We start from the raw sequence: 18,726 nt of genomic DNA, 5'->3' as shown, positions 1-18,726 counted from the left end.
GATTTCTAGTACATAGCGATGTTTAATCATAAGGCTTTGACCACTCGATTTTTGCCTGACTGTTTTGCTTCATACATTGCTTTGTCTGCGCGTTTGACCAACGATTCCTGAGATTCATTTGGCATACGAAGGGCAACACCGGCACTGAACGTGATAAACAGGCGTTGTTCATCTGCCGTGAAGAAATGTTTGGTCAGTTCGCGCTGCACTCTGACCATCGCCTGGGCTGCTTCTTCTAAGCCGGTCTCCGGCATGATAATGATGAATTCTTCACCGCCCCAGCGGGCGATAACGTCAATAGAGCGCAGGGTTTGTTTCACCACCCGCACCAGATGCACCAGTGCTTCGTCACCGGCGTTGTGGCCGTGAGTATCATTGAGTTTCTTGAAGTTATCGAGATCCAGCATCGCAATGCAAAGCGGTGTGCTGCGGCGATCGGCACGATCCGCTTCACGCTCGAAGATATCTTCCATACCGCGCCGGTTCAGACTACCGGTCAGCTGATCTTCGCGCACCAGTTCACTCATCTGCGCCAGTTTGTTTTCCAGACCTTTAATTTTTTCAGCTGCTTCCGTCACTTCTTTTTGTGCGGCGACGATGATGTCCCGTGAGCGCAGGGTTTCCGACTGAACGACTCGCGTTTCATCCAGAATGTTACTGATGATCAGGCTGACTTCATTAGCGTCACTGGTATTTCTGATTTTGTTGGCGTAGGCATCCATCTTGTCCTGATAGACGTCGGTACTATTTGCCATCGCGTTCAATCTGTCGATAAATGCCGTCATCATGTTTTTGACGGAAGTATTCGATTCATCGATGCTGTTTTTGAGCACGCCCTGTTTATAGATCACATCTTTCAGGCTGCGGGTTGCTTCCTGCAATGCACGATGATCTATCGGGCCGGAGATCAGATTTTGCACAACTTCAATCTGACCGCGCAACCAGTTGTCGTTGTCGAGCAGGTCGTGAATATTGGTCAGCAACAGGTCAAACAGGCGCAACAATAATTCGTGTTGTTCGCCACTATCACCGCTTTGCAATTCAATCTGAAAGCAAAGTTGTTTCAGGCGAGTCGCAATCTGATTCAATTCTGGTTCATTATTCGCTTCTCTGACTGCCAGACCCAGCGCTTCCGACTCAAGCGCCAGTGGGGGATTCGGTTTGAGCAGGGAACTCAGCGCTAAGGTCAGCGTCCGGTACAGTAAGTCTTTCAGTACGCGCCGGCAAGGGTCTTCTTGTTCCGGTGTGTCGATTAAAGAGACTGACACAGGATTGTTGCTGCCGGATGGCGCCGGATCAACGAGGCTGATCTGATGACCTGACACAGGTCTGTCGATACGTTGCATCAGCAGTTTCAGCCCTTTGCTGTAATCATCCCAGTTACCGGTTTTAACGGCACGGCTGAAGCGATGGCCAAAAGTAGACAAGTCACCTTGCGATGCCTGCAGGCTGCTGGCAAAGCTGGCGAGCAGATTTTCCACTTCTGATGGCTTATCTGACTCCTGTGTTTCTGTAGTAGTCGTCGCTGTTACTTCGTTGATGCCGGCAACTTCGTTATACAGTTTTCGGTAGGCATCCGGTGTCGGCGCAATTCGCTGTATCGCCAATTGACGGAAGGTCTCACGTGCAATGTCTGAAGGACTTTTGAGTTGTGACGAAGGAGGTTTGGTCGACATGTAGTCTGGTCAGAAACGATAAACGGTAAATAACAAAAATAAATACTAATCGACAAGCTGGTTCTTGATTGCGTAGTGTGTCAGTTCTGCATTGTGCCGTAATTTCATCTTTAACAAAATCCTTGAGCGGTATTCACTGATGGTTTTTACTGACAATGATAATTCTTTGGCAATGTCGCTGACCGATTTACCTGATGCAATCATGGTCAGAGTTTGAAATTCGCGGTCTGACAGGGCTTTATGGGGTTCGTCTTCATGTTCCTGATTCAGGTTGTTGGCTAAGTCCTGCGCCAGTGCCGTGCTGATATATTTCAAACCGTTAGCCACCTGGCGTATCGCAGCGAGGAATTCATCGCTGCTGCAATGTTGATTCAGATAGCCGGATGCGCCCGCTTTCAGACAGCGTATCGCATACTGGTCTTCGCGAAAATTCGAGAACATCAGTACATTCACTTCCGGTTTTTCTGCTTTGATTTGCTTCAGCACTTCGATACCGTTTTTATCCGGTAGTGCGATGTCGAGCACCATGACATGGTAGTCGAGTTTTCTGGATAAGCGCACAGCTTCCAGGCCGTTGGTTGCTTCGCCGACGATCGCAATATCTGAAGTGGCGGCGATGATTCCTTTGATTCCTTCTCTGACCACAACGCGGTCATCCACAATCATTAACTTAATTGACGCATATTCAGCCATGCATATTCCATTTCTCTCTCAGACTTTCGCTATTATGGGAGTTTTGCTTTACAGTGAGAAGTCCCGGTACTTGCCAGAATCCGCGCTCTGACGACTGCTGCCAATGCAGATTCAGTATTGATCAGAACAGCGCGATCGCTTATTTTATAAGGGATGGCAGAGCAGCGGTAAGAAGATAACGATTAATTTGATCTGCTTCGACAGAAGATAAAAATAAATGAGTAAAGCTTTTATAAAAGAAACGGAACAGGAAGACGACGAAGAGATTGGTGCTCCTGCGATTCCCGCCGGCGCAAAAAATTACATGACGCCGGAAGGTCATCAGCGTATGAAAGATGAATTCCTGCGTCTGATTGACGTCGAGCGCCCGGAAGTGGTGAGTATTGTCTCGTGGGCTGCATCAAACGGAGACCGCTCCGAGAACGGTGATTACATTTACGGCAAGCGGCGTCTGCGCGAAATCGACCGCCGCATACGCTTTTTAAGTAAACGTCTGGATATCGCCGAAGTGGTTGATCCGCGCGTGCATCACGGTTCCGATCAGGTGTTTTTCGGTGCGACCGTTGTTTACGAAAATTTAAAAGGCGAAGAAACCACCATCACCATCGTCGGTGTTGATGAGTTTGATCCGTTACAAGGAAAAATCAGCTGGATTTCTCCGGTTGCCCGCGCGCTGACCAAAGCACGCACCGGTGATACTGTGATTCTGAAAACCCCGGCGGGAGTGGATGAACTGACGATACTCGACGTTATTTACCCAGCTTGATCTGTTCCGGGATAAGCGGCGTTCTGCGAATTTAATTGAACACTTTTACGGCATCTATCATGGCGCTCAACTACACCAATATCAATCATCCTTTGCGGATTCCGCTGGCGGCCGAAGTACATTCGCGTCCTTCATTGCGTCTGAATGCACCGGAAGTGCTGACCCATATCGCCGTTTTTGCGAACAATCAGGGTCGCACCGGTGGTGATAATCTGCACCTGCAATTAGAGATACTCAGCCAGTTTTGCGGATATTTCGGCGTTGCCAGTCCCGGCGGTGAAGCGAAATATTTTTTTCATGATTTCGGTCGTTTCCGTCTGAAATGGGAATGTCATACCGAATTTGCGACCTACACATTTCTGGATAATCAGGAAGAGTCCACATTGAATGCCCATACCGCGCCGGATATAGCACAAGTATTCGCGCAGGTACCGTTACGGCATGTGCCCCAACAATGGCTTGCCGGTTTACAGGGGAAAGTCATGGTGGCAGCACACGTGGCTTTGATTCCGGCTGCTGTCCCGCTTGATGTCACGCCTCCGGTCGGTACGGCGGCGATGCGCGGGATGTTTGAAGGCAGTGTGCTGGTCGGCAGTCAGGTGATTGACCGTGGTCAGGTCTGGACTGATTTCCTGATTCAGGCCGATGGCTTCAGTCGTTTCATCGTCAAGGATCAGGGCTTTCTCGATCAGCAGGCGGGACGTACCGTGCAGCGCATACTGGAAATAGAAACCTACCGCATGATTGCTTTGCTGGGGTTGCCACAGGCGCAGGCGGCAGCGCCCGTGCTGAATGCCATTGAAAATGAACTGGTGCAGATCACGTCCACCATGACGCTGGCAAGTGGCATTGATGGAGAGTTGGCGGATACGGACGCGGAGCAGGGCGTTTTACGACAGATCATTGATCTGGCGGCGCGCATAGAAAAGCTGGCGCTGGAAAACAGCTATCGTTTTTCTGCATCCAAAGCGTATTTCAGTCTGGTGAATGCGCGTATCGGTGAGCTGCGCGAATCGCGTATCGACGGCATTCCGACGATAGAAGAATTCATGGAACGTCGCCTTGCGCCGGCGATGCATACCTGTGAGGCGATTGTACGCAGACAGGAAGCGCTGGCGGCCAGAATTGCACATACCAATGATTTATTGCGTACCCGTGTCGGCATCGTACAGGAACAGCAAAACCGCAAGATCCTGCAAAGCCTGAACGCGCGCGCCGCACAGCAGCTGCGCTTGCAGCAGGCCGTCGAAGGTTTGTCTGTCGCCGCGATCAGTTACTACGTCGCCGGTTTATTTTTGTACACCGGCAAAGGTCTGAAGGCGATGGGGCTGGAAATCAATCCTGATCTGCTGACCGGAACCCTGATACCGGTGATTGCGGTCTGTGTCTGGCTGGGTTTGCGCCGCATGCATAAAAAATTGCACTAAGCTTTGCCCGGTAAGCTCTGTTGTATCTGAGCGTATCCGGTGTTGCTGATGCTGTGCGCATGGATTAGTGTGTGTATCTGAGTAAGCCTGTTGCACGCTGATTCTGCAAGTGGCCGCAGCGCTTGCCTGCCCGTGTTCGTTCAGCGCTTAAAATCGATTCAAATATACTCCCCGGGGTATATTTGAAAGCCCAGTCAACTCGCTGGCAATCAGGGAGTTTTCACAAAAAACAGGGGGAGTATATTAAAAAGCGCAGTTTTACGCGGAAAACGGAAGGAAACGTCGGCAGGCAGGATAAATCAGGTGTGTCAGAGTTGTCAGACGCGCACAACGCGGATGACGCCATTCAGATGTTTAATGCTGCGCATGATTTTCGCGAGATGGGTGCGATCTTCGACCTGAATGGTGAAGTGGATATGCGTCATGTCGTTGGCGTCACCATCCTCCATATTCACATAACTGATATTTGCTTCTGACTCGCCTATGCCTGCTGCGATACGTGCGAGTGCGCCGCGTTCATTGTTGACGGTGACGACGATGCGGGTATCAAAACTGCGGTTCAGTTCTTCACCCCAGGTGACATCGATCCAGCGGTCCGGCTCTTTGAAATGCATACGTTTTGCATGCTCGCAGTCATCGGTATGCACCACCAGACCCTGATCGCGTTTCAGCTGACCAATGATATTGTCGCCGGGAATCGGCATACAACACGGCGCCAGCTGCACCGATAAACCTTCGCTGCCGTAAATAATGACAGGCTCGCGCTTGTAGTTTTGCTTATCGCCGAATTGCTGGAATGGGAAAGGGGCATCGTCTTCAACCAGATCCAGAATGTGCCGTGCCACCAGCGTCGCCATCCGTTTACCTATACCGATGTCGGTATAGATTTCATCCATTTCTTTGGCCGTCGATTCATTCAGTAATTTATCGATCAGCGCGGGTGGAAGGTCCGGATTCAGGTTAACTGCCACCAGTGCCTGAGCGAGTAATTGTTTTCCGAGTTCGGTCGATTCATTCAGGTTGATCGTGCGCAAATAATGGCGGATCGCGGAACGGGCTTTGCCGGTACGGACATACGTCAGCCAGTTCGGCATAGGGCGGGAGCCGGGCGACGTGATGATCTCGATGATGTCGCCATTTTTTAATTCTGAGCGCAATGGTACCGGCTCGTGATTGATACGCGTCGCGATCGCCTGATTGCCGATATCGGTATGAATGTTGTACGCAAAATCGAGCGCCGTGGCGCCGCGTGGCAGGGCGATAATCTTGGATTTCGGTGTGAATACATAGACAGAATCGGGGAACAGATCGATCTTCACGTGTTCTAAAAATTCTGCTGAGTCGCCGGTCTGTTTCTGGATATCGAGCAAAGACTGCAGCCATGCATGTGTACGTTGCTGCAGATCGGTCAGGCTGCCGTCGGAATCTTTGTATAGCCAGTGCGCTGCCACGCCTGATTCAGCGATCCGGTGCATTTCCTGGGTGCGGATCTGAAACTCAACCGGAGTGCCATACGGACCGATCAGTGTGGTGTGCAGCGATTGATAGCCGTTGGTTTTTGGAATGGCAATATAGTCTTTAAACTTGCCCGGCATAGGCTTGTAGAGCGCATGCAGGGTGCCTAGAGCGTAATAACTCTCGCGGAAATTTTCGACGACGATGCGAAAGCCGTAAATATCAAGCACCTGAGAAAAGCTCAGATGTTTGTCCTGCATTTTCCGGTAAATACCGTACAAGGTTTTTTCGCGGCCATAGACTTCTGCTTTCAGACCTGCTTCTTTCAGCGAATTTTTCACTGCTTCCAGAATTTTACTGACCACCTCGCGCCGATTACCCCGCGCGGCTTTTACTGCTTTGGACAGGGTACGGTAACGCATCGGATACAGATGCGAGAATGCCAGATCCTGTAATTCGCGGTAAATATTGTTGAGGCCAAGTCTGTGCGCAATGGGCACATAGACATCCATTGTCTCGCGAGAAATGCGGCGTTTTTTTTCCGAGCGCATCACGCCCAGCGTGCGCATATTGTGCAGACGGTCCGCTAATTTGACGAGAATAACGCGTACATCGCGCGCCATCGCCAGCAACATTTTGCGGAAATTTTCTGCCTGCGCCTCAATCTGGCTCTGGAACTCTATCTTTTCAAGTTTCGATAAACCATCTACCAGCGTCGCGACCGGCGCACCGAAGCGCTCGATCAGCTCTTCTTTTTTGACGTCCTGATCTTCCATGACGTCATGCAGCAGTGCCGCCATGATGGCTTGCACATCCAGCTTCCATTCCGCACAGATTTCGGCGACAGCGATGGGATGCGATATATAAGGTTCACCTGATTTGCGCACCTGACCGAGGTGTTTTTCGTCAGAAAAACGATAGGCTTCCTTGATCAGCTTCAGATCGCCCGGCGACATGTATTCTGCCAAACGGGCAGACAGTGCCGTCGTCGAGGCAACGCCGACGACCGGCGCCGGTATTGGTGGCTTTACCGGAGACTCAGGTGTAGTTACAGTGTTTTTTTTTGCGCTGCTCTGCTGGGCAATGGCGGACGGGGGCGCGGCAGTATCAGATTCGGCCGGATTACTCAGAGATGAAGAGGTTTCTGTTGCGTTCATTCTGTTTTTTCCGGCCGATGAAGGTGGTTGCTTTGATTCTTCGCGCGATGCGAATTACATAGGAACTTTTTTCAGCATCTCGAGACCGACTTTACCCGCTGCGATTTCACGCAGAGCAACAACAGTCGGCTTATCTTTAGCTTCGACTTTTGGCGTGTGACCTTGCAGCAACTGACGTGCGCGATAGGTCGCACACAGAGTCAGCTGGAAACGGTTAGGGATTTGTTTTAACGCGTCTTCAATGGTAATACGTGCCATGTTTTTTCCTAAATACAAATGATACAAATAATTTTTCTGAATTAATCCGGATTGGCGTGAATGCCAAGCTGGGCAAACAATTCGCTGTTCCGTGCCGCCTGTTGAGTGAATCTGCAGCGGGTCGCTTTAACGATAGCGTTCAATTCAGACAATGCGATAGTAAAGTCCTGATTGATAATAACATATTCGAACTCAGGCGAGTGCGCCATTTCTCCGCCGGCGGCCAAAATACGGCGTGTAATCACGTGCGGTTCATCCTGCCCCCGTTTCTTGAGGCGTTCTTCGAGAGCCGGAATGGATGGTGGCAAAATGAAGATGCCGACAGCGTCGGGAAATTGTTTGCGTACCTGTTGCGCACCTTGCCAGTCAATCTCCAGCAAAACATCTGTACCAGCCCGCATCTGTTCCTCGATGACCACGCGGGAGGTGCCGTAGTAATTACCGTGAACCTCGGCATGCTCCAGAAATTCACCGGCTTTTTGACGGGCGATAAAATCCTCAACCGTAGTGAAATGATATTCACGACCATCCTGCTCGCCCGGGCGAGGTGCCCGTGTTGTAGAGGAAATGGAAAGCTTGATTTGCGGTTCCTGCGCCAGTAAAGCATTCACCAGTGTGGATTTGCCAGCACCGGATGGTGCCGCAACAATAAACAGGCTGCCTGCAGTGGATGTAATAGGGCGCATAGAGATCTCTGGACGGTATCGTCGTGAAGTCGGAGTTATAAAAACACAACGGCGGCATTGTGTGCCGCCGGCGTTGTCGCTTCTTAAAATATCGGCGGCAGTATAAGCAAATGTGCCGCGTTATTCAAGGTTTTGTACTTGCTCGCGCATTTGTTCTATCAACAGTTTCAATTCCATGGAGGCATCAGCCAGTTCTTTGAGTGCAGCCTTGGAACCCAGTGTATTCGCTTCGCGGTTGAGTTCCTGCATCATAAAATCCAGGCGTTTACCGACCTGGCCGCCTTTTTTCAGGATGTGGCGGGTTTCTGTCAGGTGAGCGGATAAGCGGGCTAGTTCTTCCGCGACATCAACGCGGATACCGTAAACAGTGACTTCCTGACGAATTCTGTCGAACGCTTCTTCGCGGGTAATGGTCTGGGCGGCGGCGTTGCCATTGGCGGGTTGTGCTAATCCCAGCGCCTCTTCGAGACGTGCAATCGATTTCTGCTGAAACTGCTGCAACATTTGCGGCATCAGCGGCGTGATTCTTTCGACGATTTCTTCCATCGCTGCCACCCGGCTGAGGAGCACCTGTTCCAGCGCTGCGCCTTCACGTTCTCGACTGGTGATGAATGCATCTAATGTGTCGTTTATGCTACGGATGATCGTATTCTGCAGGCTTTCAGCATTGATTTCCGCTTCCTCAATCACGCCCGGCCAGCGCAATAATTCATTGACTGTAAATGGGGCTGCATCTGGAAAATGGGTTTTCAGATTATTCTGAAAAGCAGCCAGCTGTCCGAGCACCGTGGTATTGAGTGCTTTATTGCTGGTTTCGTTGGTTTTTTTTCCAAAACTGAAACGACACTCAACTTTGCCACGCGCCAGCTTGCGCGAGATTGCTTCGCGGAACAAGGATTCTACGGAGCGGAAATCGTCATTGATGCGGAACTGCAGATCAAGAAAGCGGGAATTGACGCTCTTGATTTCTATGGTGATCGTGCCCGCATCGGTTTCCTGGGTGCTGGTCGCATAACCAGTCATGCTGTAAATGCTCAAGTTATTTCCTTATAGAGAATATGCTGATAGGCGCAAAAGGGCGTAAGAAGTTGTTACAAACCATTATAGTCTTTACAAACAGTGCGATTATCCACACAATCGCTTTTGTCTAAAGGATGGGAATAACAATGGCAGCACAAAATAACGCGCCTTTGCCAGATGGACTGGAAATCGCCGGTTACCGCATTGTAAAGAAAATTGCTTCCGGCGGCTTCAGTATCGTTTATCTGGCTTCGGATGAAGACGGCAATGCCGTTGCTATCAAAGAGTACCTGCCTAGTTCGCTTGCGTTGCGTCAGCAGGGTGAGCTGGTACCAGCAATTTCAAACGAAAATCTGCCGATTTACCGCATCGGTCTGAAATGCTTTTTCGAAGAAGGCAGGGCGCTGGCACGCATCTCACATCCGAATGTGGTCAGCGTTGTGAATTTTTTCCGTGCGAATGAAACGGTGTATATGGTGATGGCATATGAGTCAGGGAGATCATTGCAGGAGCATATTCTGCGTCGCCGTGACAAGGGAGAAAAGCCGCTGGTTTCCGAGCGCTTTATCCGCCGTATGTTTAATCAGGTAATGAATGGTTTGCGTGAAGTTCACACCAACAAGCTGCTGCATCTTGACCTGAAGCCTGCCAATATTTATCTGCGCCTCGATGGTACACCGATACTGCTCGATTTCGGTGCTGCGCGCCAGACATTAAAAACCGATATTCCGAAACTGTATCCTATGTACACCCCCGGATTTGCTGCGCCGGAGTTATATCAGAAAAACGGCAGCCTCGGCCCGTGGACCGATATCTATAGCATAGGAGCCTCTATTTTTGCCTGCATGATAGGCGCTCCTCCTCAGCCGGCCGATCAGCGCCAGACCAACGACAAGATGGAGGCGCATTACCGTAAGCTGGAAGGGATGTATTCGCCGGAGCTGATAGAAGTTGTTCGCTGGTGTCTGAAACTGGACCCGCTGGAGCGCCCGCAAAGCGTATTTGCGTTGCAAAAAGCGCTGGCGATTAAAGCTCAGCCAGCACCGGAGCTGAGTGCTGTCGAAAAAATAAAATTGAAAATCACAACTTTCTTTAAAAAATATCAGAAAAAAAAGCCAGAGAATGACCATACAACAATACAAGAGAGCACACTGAATTGATTATGTGTGAGCCGGTATAGTCGCGTCAGCTTTTTTTATTCATCATTCTTTTCTTAATAATTACTACTGTTCATGCGCTTTTCCGTTTATCAAGAAAGTCATATTGGCGGCCGCAAGGTCAATCAGGATCGTATGGGTTACAGTTTTACCCGCGATGCGATTTTGCTGCTGCTGGCTGATGGTATGGGTGGTCATATCATGGGCGAGATGGCGGCAGCGATTGCCATGCAGACGATAGGTTCGCTTTTTCAGCAACAGGCGCATCCTTTGGTCGGACGTCCGGAACGATTTCTGGAAGACAGTTTTTTAGCAGCACACCAGGAAATACATCGTTATCACACAACAAATAATTTACCGGAAACACCACGCACGACGATTGTTGCCTGTCTGATTCAGAATGGTTATGCGTATTGGGCGCATTGCGGCGATTCCCGTCTGTACTGGATGCGCCAGGGGCAGATATTATTGCGGACGAAAGATCATTCCCGTCTGGAAACCCTGATTGCCCAGGGAAAAGTTGACCCGGCGGAACGTCATACACATCCCGACCGTAATAAGCTATTTAACTGTCTTGGGGCGCCGAATGCCCCCATCGTTGAACTTTCGCGGCGCGCTGCCCTGCAGCCCGGCGATATCATATTGCTTTGTTCTGATGGTTTCTGGTCTATGTTGCCGGACCATATGCTTGCACAGCGTTTGTACGAGCACACGATCGTTCGTGCAATTCCGGAACTGATCAGGTCTGCGGTCAGTATTGCCGGTAAAAACAGTGACAACACAACAGCGCTGGCGCTGATGTGGGAGGGAGACAACAGGTTGGAGGATTCCTCTATTATTACTACCAACACTTTACCTATCGGTTCTATTACGACTACCATACAGGCCCCTGTTGATCCGGATGTTGCTATGGATAACGCAGAACCCGATATTTTCAATGATGCAGAGATCGAAAAAGCCATTGCTGAAATTCGCAATGCGATCCATAAATCATCCCGTCTTACTTCTAAAGATTAATTATGTCTCAGTTTTATATTCAACGCCCCAGTGGCCGCGCAGCGGAAGCCTTGCGGCCTGTTGTGATCAGCCGTCATTTTACTAAGCATGCAGAGGGCTCAGTACTGATAGAGTTTGGCGATACCCGTGTTATTTGTACTGCCAGCATTGAAGATAAAGTGCCAGGCTTTCTGAAGGGCAAAGGGCAGGGCTGGCTCACTGCTGAATATGGTATGTTGCCAAGATCGACCCATACCCGCATGGATCGCGAAGCGGCAAAAGGCAAGCAATCCGGACGCACTCAGGAAATTCAGCGCCTGATCGGACGTTCTTTGCGTGCTGCATTTGATCTGAATGCGTTTGGCGAACGTACATTGCACCTCGATTGTGATGTGATTCAGGCGGATGGCGGAACGCGTACGGCGGCCATTTCCGGCGCAATGGTCGCTGCTTATGATGCATTCTCTAAACTGGTCGCCAATGGTGTGATTGCTCAGGTTCCTCTGAAACATTTTGTCGCAGCGGTGTCGGTCGGTGTGTATCAGGGTTTGCCTGTGCTCGATCTTGATTATCTTGAGGATTCCAATTGCGATACCGACATGAATGTTGTAATGACGGATGCCGGACATTTTATTGAAGTCCAGGGAACAGCCGAAGGTGCTGCGTTTGATCGGGCAACGATGAATCAATTGCTTGACCTTGCTGAAAGCGGCATCAGTGATTTGATCGCTCTACAAAAGCAGGTGCTTGGTTTGTTGGAAAGCTGAGCAGATTGTAATGACAAAAAAAATCGTACTGGCTTCCAATAATCAGGGAAAGCTGAAAGAGTTTTACCAGATCCTGTCGCCTCTTGGTGTGGATCTGCATTCGCAGTCAGAGTTTAATGTACCGGAAGCGGATGAGCCTTTTTTCACTTTTGTGGAGAATGCGCTTGCCAAAGCGCGTCACGCAGCAAAACTGACAGGTTTACCCGCACTGGCCGATGATTCGGGCATATGCGTGAATGCCTTACAAGGTGCCCCTGGCGTATTTTCGGCCCGATATGCCGGAGAACCGAAATCTGATCTGAGAAATAATCAGAAACTGATCGCCGATCTGCAACATGAGAGCGATAAATCTGCCTACTATTATTGTGTGCTGGTTCTGGTTCGTTCAGAACATGATCCGCAGCCGGTGATCGCTGATGGTGTCTGGAATGGTGAGATCGTTACCGCGCCGCGTGGTGAAAATGGATTCGGATATGATCCGCATTTCTGGATTCCTTCATTGAACAAGACTGTTGCCGAACTGTTAGCAGAACAAAAAAATCAGTTGTCTCACCGGGGACAGGCGTTGCGTGCATTGTTTGAGAAGTTGAAATAAATGATCCCGATAAAACCGGTTTCTCAATTGACTGACAACCTACGTTCAACGGCAGATATCTCACAGATTCCACAAGATGTTGCTGCAAAATTTTTGTCCCCGGGTAGTCTGAATCTGTCGGTGTTGCCGCCGCTGTCTTTGTATATTCATTTCCCCTGGTGCGTCAGGAAGTGTCCTTACTGCGATTTTAATTCGCATGAAGTGAAGGGTAGTTTTGATGAGAATGCTTATCTGACGGCGTTGCGTGCAGACCTGGAAGCTTCATTACCCCTGATCTGGGGCCGGAAAATTTATACGGTATTTATCGGTGGTGGCACACCAAGCCTGATGTCGGCTGCGGGTGTTGACCGGTTGCTGTCTGACCTCCGTTCTTTGCTGCCGCTCGATGGTGCGGCAGAAATAACGCTGGAAGCCAATCCCGGAACTTTTGAAACCGAAAAATTCCGTTCGTTCAGACAAAGCGGAATTAACCGTCTGTCGGTGGGAATACAAAGTTTCAATTCACGCCACCTCGCTGCTCTTGGCCGCATTCACGATGGCGATGAAGCAAAACGCGCAGTCGACATTGCCGCGACGCATTTTGATAATTTCAATCTCGACCTCATGTTTGCATTGCCGGGGCAGACTTTGGCGGAAACTGAACAAGATATTCAGAGCGCGTTATCTTTTGTTCCGCCGCATTTATCCTTGTATCACCTGACGCTGGAGCCGAATACCTATTTCGCCAAATTCCCGCCGGCGATTCCTGACGATGATACCAGCGCTGAAATGCAGGACTTAATACACGCGAAGATGGCTGGCGCCGGATATGTTAACTATGAAGTATCGGCGTATGCGAAACCAGGTAAAGCCTCCCGGCATAATCAGAATTACTGGACTTTTGGTGATTATCTGGGGATTGGCGCCGGAGCGCATTCCAAGCTGTCGTTCCCACATCGGATTATCCGTCAGGCGCGTTACAAACAGCCGAAAGCATTCATTGAAGCAAGTATGGCTGGTAATGCCGTTCAGGAGTCAAATGAGGTCGATGTGCGTGATCTGCCATTCGAATTTATGCTGAATGCCCTGCGCCTGAATCAGGGATTCCCTGTCAATTTATTCCAGGACCGAACCGGTCTGTTGCTCAATTCTATAGAAAAAGAATTACAGCTGGCTGAAAAAAAAGGGCTGATACAGAGAGATCATCAGACTATTTCGCCGACGCCGGCGGGTAGCCTGTTTTTGAATGATCTTCAGGAAATTTTCTTGCGTGACGCGTAATCAGATGTACCAATCAACTATCCCGTCTTTTTTACCCGTCATGAATTCGCAGCAGCAATTGGCTGCGATTTACCCGGATTTCGGCGAAATTGAACAGAGTGCCGTCTTTGCCATGCTGGAGCAATGGCAACTGAGAGGTATTTTCGACAGACTACCTGATATCAGCTATCTGATTTCTGTACAGGATCCGCAGCAGATTCCGGCAGAGCTGCATATGAGTTTGCCCCCTGCTCGGATCGTATTATGTGTGCCTGAAGAACGGTGTGCCATCGAGCCTGTTCAGACTGGTTTGAATAATATTATCAGAGCCGGATTCAGGGTCGTTACTGATCAGTTTAAGGCTCAGGCCGAATTGTACTGGGGCGATACCCGGCACATCGGTGTTGACTGTGCTAACGGCGTACCATTAAGTTGCAAACCCTGGATGACACGCCTCAATAACGGCCAGCACTGGGCTAAACATCTGTCGTCGTCACATGATCTGGAGCAGGCAGTGCAGGCAGGTTTTACTTTATTTTCAGGCGATTACGCATTTCACCCGCCAGCACAAAATAAAGCAGCGGACAGCTCAGCACGAACCCGTTTACTGAAACTGCTTGGACTGGTGTCGCGCGATGCCGACTCGGATGAACTTGAAAATTTGATTAAACAAGATCCCACCTTGTCTTTTATGCTGTTCAAGTTAGTCAGTTCTGCTGCGTTCAGCCAGCAGGTGCGTGTTTCGACTTTTGCTCAGGCGCTCAATTTATTAGGGCGCAGGCAACTGCAGCGGTGGCTGCAGTTACTTCTGTACGCACGTCAGCAGGGCCAGGGCGGCGCCCTTAATCCCCTGATGGTGCGGGCTGCTTTTCGCGCCAGTATGATGGAAGCTGTATTTCTGAGGCTTGGCGCAGCGAAAGACGATCTCGATAGTGCATTCATGGTCGGTATGTTTTCCTTGCTCGATAAATTATTTGGCAGCGAGTTGACCGAGGTATTGCGTCCTTTACACTTGCGAGAGGATATTCTGCAGGCCTTGCTATACAAATCTGGCAGACTGGGGCAGTGTCTTCATCTGGTTGAATTAGCTGACCGCACGAACAACATCGCTTTGCACGAGCAATCCGCATCGCTGCAGTTGGAAGCTGATAGTTACTGCGATTGTGTTTTTGACGCTTATGTGTGGGTCAATCATGTTTGCCGGGATATGTGATGATGAAAACATCTGCGGATCTAGTGAATCTGGGCCTTGGTGTTACTCTGGGGGAGGCGGTTCTCAGTCTGGACGAGAGCGCGTTGGACAACGAAATCAACCGGATTGCGCACACATTATTTTCTGATGGTGCCGTCACTTACGAGCGTGGTCATGTCACATCCGGTATGTCTGAGCAAGGATTTCGCATTTCTGTGTCTCCTGAAACGTATTATCTGCTTGCCGCCAGACAGGGAATTTATTCCGAGGCGGATCTGGAGAAAATGAATGCCCTGGCAGCGCTGACGGCGCGCTTGTTTGCCAAACGTCAGCATCTGTTGCAACAGCAAGACCTGAATTTGCAGCAGCAGATGCTGCAGATGCAGATACTGGATCAGATACATGAATCCGTGATTACGATGGATCTGGCCGGCTTTATACTCAGCTGGAATCGTGGTGCTGAAAAATTATTTGGTTACCGTTCTGACGAAGTTCTTGGAAAAAACATACTGTTTTTATATGACGACGAAGAGTCAGACGATGGTATGTCAGCATTTTTCGATCACTTTCTGGAGCACGGTGGCCGCGAAATGGAAGTGCGTCGTCGCAAAAAATCAGGCGAGGTATTCTGGGCAAGTCTGACTTTGTCTCCGCTGATCAATCCTGACAATCAGCCGGTCGGCATCGTCGGATACCTGAGCGATATCACCCAGCGCAAAGAAGCTGAGAAAAAAATAAATCGTCTTGCTTATTTCGACACGCTGACGCAGCTTCCGAATCGCAGCTTGTTCAAACAACTGGTCGATCAGTCTTTGCAGCAATTGCGACGCAAGCAAACAAGCGGTGCCTTGCTCTTTATCGATTTAAACCGATTCAAGCCGGTAAATGATACATTTGGACGCCAGGTCGGTGATGCTTTGCTGACGCAAGTTGCCAGACGTATCCAGCAGACTTTGCGGAACGAAGACATGATTGCCCGGCTGGGTAGTGATGAATTTGCGGTCGCTTTGACCGATGTGAATCAGTATTATCACGCCAGTCTCGTCGCACAAAAAATTCTTTCTGCGCTTGATGCTGCATTTGATATTGGCATACATGAATTACGCGTCAGTGCCAGCATTGGTATCAGCCTGTTTCCGGAAGACGGAATGGATGCGGACAGTTTATTGCAGCGTGCAGATATTGCGATGTTTAAGGCAAAACGCAACAGCGCAGGTATTTCAGGCAGTTACGCGTTTTACAGTCAGGACATGGATGCACATATTGCCGGCAAATTATTTCTGGAGTCAGGCTTACGCAAGGCGCTTGATCAGCAAGAGTTTTTTCTGGTGTATCAGCCTAAGATTGATGTCCGGTCGCGTACTCTGGTCAGTGTCGAGGTGCTGCTACGCTGGCAGCATCCTGAACGCGGTTTAATTTCGCCAGTCGAGTTTATTTCGATCGCCGAAGAGTCCGGGCTGATTCTGCAGATTGATGCCTGGGTTTTAAACTCTGCTTGTCGGCAAGCAAAGTCGTGGCAGGATACAGGTCTGACGCCGTTCAGAATTGCGGTGAATCTGTCAGCCAAAGAATTTACCAGCGCTTTGCCATCGAAAATTGAAGCACTGCTGCGGCAGCATCAGATTTCACCCGCCTGGCTGGAACTGGAAATTACCGAAAGCATGTTGATGAACAGCACCGAGAGCGTGATTGCGATTATGGAGCAATTGGTCGCGCTCGGTGTCAGCCTGGCACTGGATGATTTTGGCACTGGCTATTCCAGTCTCTCGTATCTGAAACGCTTTCCAATTTCATCAATTAAAATTGACCGTTCTTTTGTGCAGGGAATTCCGGCGGATGCGAGTGACTGTGCGATTGCCAGTGCGATTATTGTCATGGCGCATCAGTTGCAACTGAAGGTCGTCGCAGAAGGGGTTGAAACACCGGAACAGTATCAATTCCTGAGCGCTGCATCTTGCGACGAGGTGCAGGGTTTCTTGTTTTCCCGACCGACATCGCCGCAAGAGATCACGAATTTGATAACCAAAGTCTTTTAAGACAAAAAGTTTCCCTCCAGGCTTGTTTTGCATATCGCTATCAGGATATAATGCGAGGCTCGGAAGCTTGGCAGAGCGGTTGAATGCACCAGTCTTGAAAACTGGCGAGGTGTTAAAGCCTTCGTGAGTTCGAATCTCACAGCTTCCGCCAAGAACACCGCAAACTTTAACCAAGTTTGCCCAGAAACCCCTAAGAAATCAAACACTTAGGGGTTTTTTTACGCCAATAGCGCCAAAGTTTGACTATTGACACCCATGTTTTTTGCATCCATGCTTTCATCCATAGCCTTATGGATACAAAAATCATGGATGCAAAATGCCAAAACTAGCGACCCCACTCACTGACATTCAAGTTAGAAATGCCAAACCTAAGGATAAGACCTATACCTTAGCTGATGGTAATGGTATGTACTTAGAAGTAATGCCCACGGGTAAGAAAAGATGGCGCATGGCATATAGGCAGCCTAATGGTAAGAATAATCGCTTAACTTTTGGTGAATACCCTTTGGTTTCCCTAGCTGACGCCAGGGATAAATGCCTAGCTGCTCGAAAGTTACTCAAGGGCGGTATAGACCCTGCCAAAGACCGCGAGGAAAAAAAACGCGCTGCAAATACATTGGCATCGAATACTTTTGAGGTCATCGCAAGAGAGTGGCATAAGAAGAAAGCTGAAAGCGCATGGCAACCCCAGACCGCGGACCAGAACATTAAAGCAATGGAGAGGGATTTATTTCCCCAAATCGGCAGATTGCCCATATCGGAAATAGAAACTCCGCTCATGTTGGAAGTCTTGCAGCAGGTGGAGAAGCGGGGAGCGTTGGAAGTAACAAAGCGCATTGCAGCTCTTGCTAGTGGAGTATTCCGATATGCAATCGTCAAAGGATTTCGGAAATATGATCCTATCCCCGCGTTAAAAGACCACTTGAAACCGAGAACAAAAGGGCACCATGCCGCCATTACAGTCGCAGAGTTGCCCGACTTACTCAAAGCTATTGGTAAAAATGAAGGTCGCATGTACCCGCCGAACCGCATAGTTTTGCGCCTGATGTTGCTAACCTTCGTGCGTACAAGTGAACTGATAGAAACGCCATGGAGTGAAATTGATCTTGAAAATGAACAATGGATCATTCCATGGCAGCGGATGAAGATGGGGGCGAAACGAATTAACCCGCGTATGGTCGATCACCATCCATTTTTGCCGCGTCAAGGTTGGGAATTGCTAAGAGAGTTGCACGAATACACAGGTGGCAGCAAACATCTATTCCCGAATCGACGCGATCATGAAAAGCCATTGAGTAACGGTATGATTTTGCAGGCACTAAAGCGAATGGGATATGGAGGTCAGATGACAGGCCATGGCTTTAGATCACTTGCTAAGGGGGTGTTGAAAACATTGAAATATCCTGTTGATCGAATCGAGCGTCAGCTATCCCATGCCTCTGGGGAAGCATACGGTGGAGCCTATGATCGCGAGGAGTTCTTAGAGGAGCGCAAAGAGATGATGCAACACTATGCTGATTACCTGGAGCAAATTGAGCGTGGCAATGTGCTTATTGGCTCATTTGGAAAGGCGGCGGCCTAAATTAACACCTTCGAAACATACCTT

General features: G+C 49.5%; 16 protein-coding genes and 1 tRNA gene. 11 read left to right on the top strand and 6 right to left on the bottom strand.

Annotation, left to right across the window (positions count from 1 at the left end; translation table 11 throughout):
- Positions 1-26: 26 nt before the first annotated feature.
- Both ACPAOP_RS08975 and ACPAOP_RS08970 read right to left on the bottom strand, forming a co-directional pair.
- Entirely contained in the window at positions 27-1,676 is a 1,650-nt protein-coding gene (locus tag ACPAOP_RS08975; protein WP_423707712.1) for a GGDEF domain-containing protein, read from the bottom strand.
- A 45-nt stretch (positions 1,677-1,721) separates the two neighbouring features.
- Positions 1,722-2,369, bottom strand: coding sequence for a response regulator (locus ACPAOP_RS08970; protein ID WP_423682110.1), 648 nt, complete (start codon positions 2,367-2,369; stop codon positions 1,722-1,724).
- Positions 2,370-2,586: 217 nt separating this feature from the next.
- On the opposite strand from ACPAOP_RS08970, the gene greB reads away from it, so the two are divergent.
- Both greB and ACPAOP_RS08960 read left to right on the top strand, forming a co-directional pair.
- Positions 2,587-3,135: a transcription elongation factor GreB gene (gene greB, locus ACPAOP_RS08965; RefSeq protein ID WP_423682111.1), complete on the top strand. Its 549-nt coding sequence runs from the start codon at positions 2,587-2,589 to the stop codon at positions 3,133-3,135.
- Positions 3,136-3,194: 59 nt separating this feature from the next.
- Positions 3,195-4,562 (top strand): DUF3422 family protein, encoded by a 1,368-nt coding sequence (locus ACPAOP_RS08960; RefSeq protein WP_423682112.1) that lies wholly within the window; start codon positions 3,195-3,197, stop codon positions 4,560-4,562.
- A 317-nt stretch (positions 4,563-4,879) separates the two neighbouring features.
- Here ACPAOP_RS08960 and ACPAOP_RS08955 read toward each other — a convergent pair whose 3' ends face one another.
- The 4 genes from ACPAOP_RS08955 to ACPAOP_RS08940 all read right to left on the bottom strand — a co-directional run bounded on the left by ACPAOP_RS08955 (position 4,880) and on the right by ACPAOP_RS08940 (position 9,141).
- The gene (locus ACPAOP_RS08955) at positions 4,880-7,174 is read right to left on the bottom strand and encodes a RelA/SpoT family protein (protein WP_423707710.1); all 2,295 of its coding nucleotides are present in this window, start codon (positions 7,172-7,174) and stop codon (positions 4,880-4,882) included.
- 54 nt (positions 7,175-7,228) lie between these two features.
- Entirely contained in the window at positions 7,229-7,432 is a 204-nt protein-coding gene (gene rpoZ, locus ACPAOP_RS08950) for a DNA-directed RNA polymerase subunit omega (protein WP_423682114.1), read from the bottom strand.
- A 41-nt stretch (positions 7,433-7,473) separates the two neighbouring features.
- On the bottom strand, positions 7,474-8,118 hold the full coding sequence (gene gmk, locus ACPAOP_RS08945) for a guanylate kinase (protein WP_423707709.1): 645 nt from the start codon (positions 8,116-8,118) through the stop codon (positions 7,474-7,476).
- 120 nt (positions 8,119-8,238) lie between these two features.
- Complete coding sequence (locus tag ACPAOP_RS08940) at positions 8,239-9,141, bottom strand: YicC/YloC family endoribonuclease (protein WP_423709998.1); 903 nt, start codon at positions 9,139-9,141, stop codon at positions 8,239-8,241.
- 143 nt (positions 9,142-9,284) lie between these two features.
- On the opposite strand from ACPAOP_RS08940, the gene ACPAOP_RS08935 reads away from it, so the two are divergent.
- From ACPAOP_RS08935 to ACPAOP_RS08895, 9 genes are all read left to right on the top strand, one after another.
- Entirely contained in the window at positions 9,285-10,298 is a 1,014-nt protein-coding gene (locus ACPAOP_RS08935; RefSeq protein WP_423682116.1) for a serine/threonine protein kinase, read from the top strand.
- Positions 10,299-10,370: 72 nt separating this feature from the next.
- A complete protein-coding gene (locus ACPAOP_RS08930; RefSeq protein ID WP_423682117.1) occupies positions 10,371-11,312 on the top strand; it encodes a PP2C family protein-serine/threonine phosphatase in 942 nt (313 codons plus the stop codon).
- Positions 11,313-11,314: 2 nt separating this feature from the next.
- Positions 11,315-12,058, top strand: coding sequence for a ribonuclease PH (gene rph / locus ACPAOP_RS08925; protein ID WP_423682118.1), 744 nt, complete (start codon positions 11,315-11,317; stop codon positions 12,056-12,058).
- 10 nt (positions 12,059-12,068) lie between these two features.
- Positions 12,069-12,653 (top strand): RdgB/HAM1 family non-canonical purine NTP pyrophosphatase, encoded by a 585-nt coding sequence (gene rdgB, locus ACPAOP_RS08920; protein WP_423707707.1) that lies wholly within the window; start codon positions 12,069-12,071, stop codon positions 12,651-12,653.
- Positions 12,654-13,913, top strand: a complete 1,260-nt coding sequence (gene hemW / locus ACPAOP_RS08915; protein WP_423707705.1) for a radical SAM family heme chaperone HemW — start codon at positions 12,654-12,656, stop codon at positions 13,911-13,913.
- A gap of 40 nt (positions 13,914-13,953) precedes the next feature.
- Complete coding sequence (locus ACPAOP_RS08910) at positions 13,954-15,105, top strand: EAL and HDOD domain-containing protein (RefSeq protein WP_423707704.1); 1,152 nt, start codon at positions 13,954-13,956, stop codon at positions 15,103-15,105.
- Positions 15,105-17,120, top strand: a complete 2,016-nt coding sequence (locus ACPAOP_RS08905) for a putative bifunctional diguanylate cyclase/phosphodiesterase (RefSeq protein WP_423707703.1) — start codon at positions 15,105-15,107, stop codon at positions 17,118-17,120. Before ACPAOP_RS08910 ends, ACPAOP_RS08905 begins: the two co-directional genes overlap by 1 nt.
- Positions 17,121-17,181: 61 nt before the next feature.
- Positions 17,182-17,271: transfer RNA gene (locus ACPAOP_RS08900), tRNA-Ser, on the top strand.
- 165 nt (positions 17,272-17,436) lie between these two features.
- Entirely contained in the window at positions 17,437-18,702 is a 1,266-nt protein-coding gene (locus tag ACPAOP_RS08895; RefSeq protein ID WP_423707702.1) for a tyrosine-type recombinase/integrase, read from the top strand.
- Positions 18,703-18,726: the final 24 nt, after the last annotated feature.

The sequence above is a fragment of the Undibacterium sp. WLX3042 genome (assembly GCF_049544825.1).
Classification (GTDB): domain Bacteria; phylum Pseudomonadota; class Gammaproteobacteria; order Burkholderiales; family Burkholderiaceae_D; genus Undibacterium.
The sequence above is the reverse complement of the archived record's forward strand: the minus strand, read 5'-3'. Positions and strand labels throughout refer to the sequence as shown.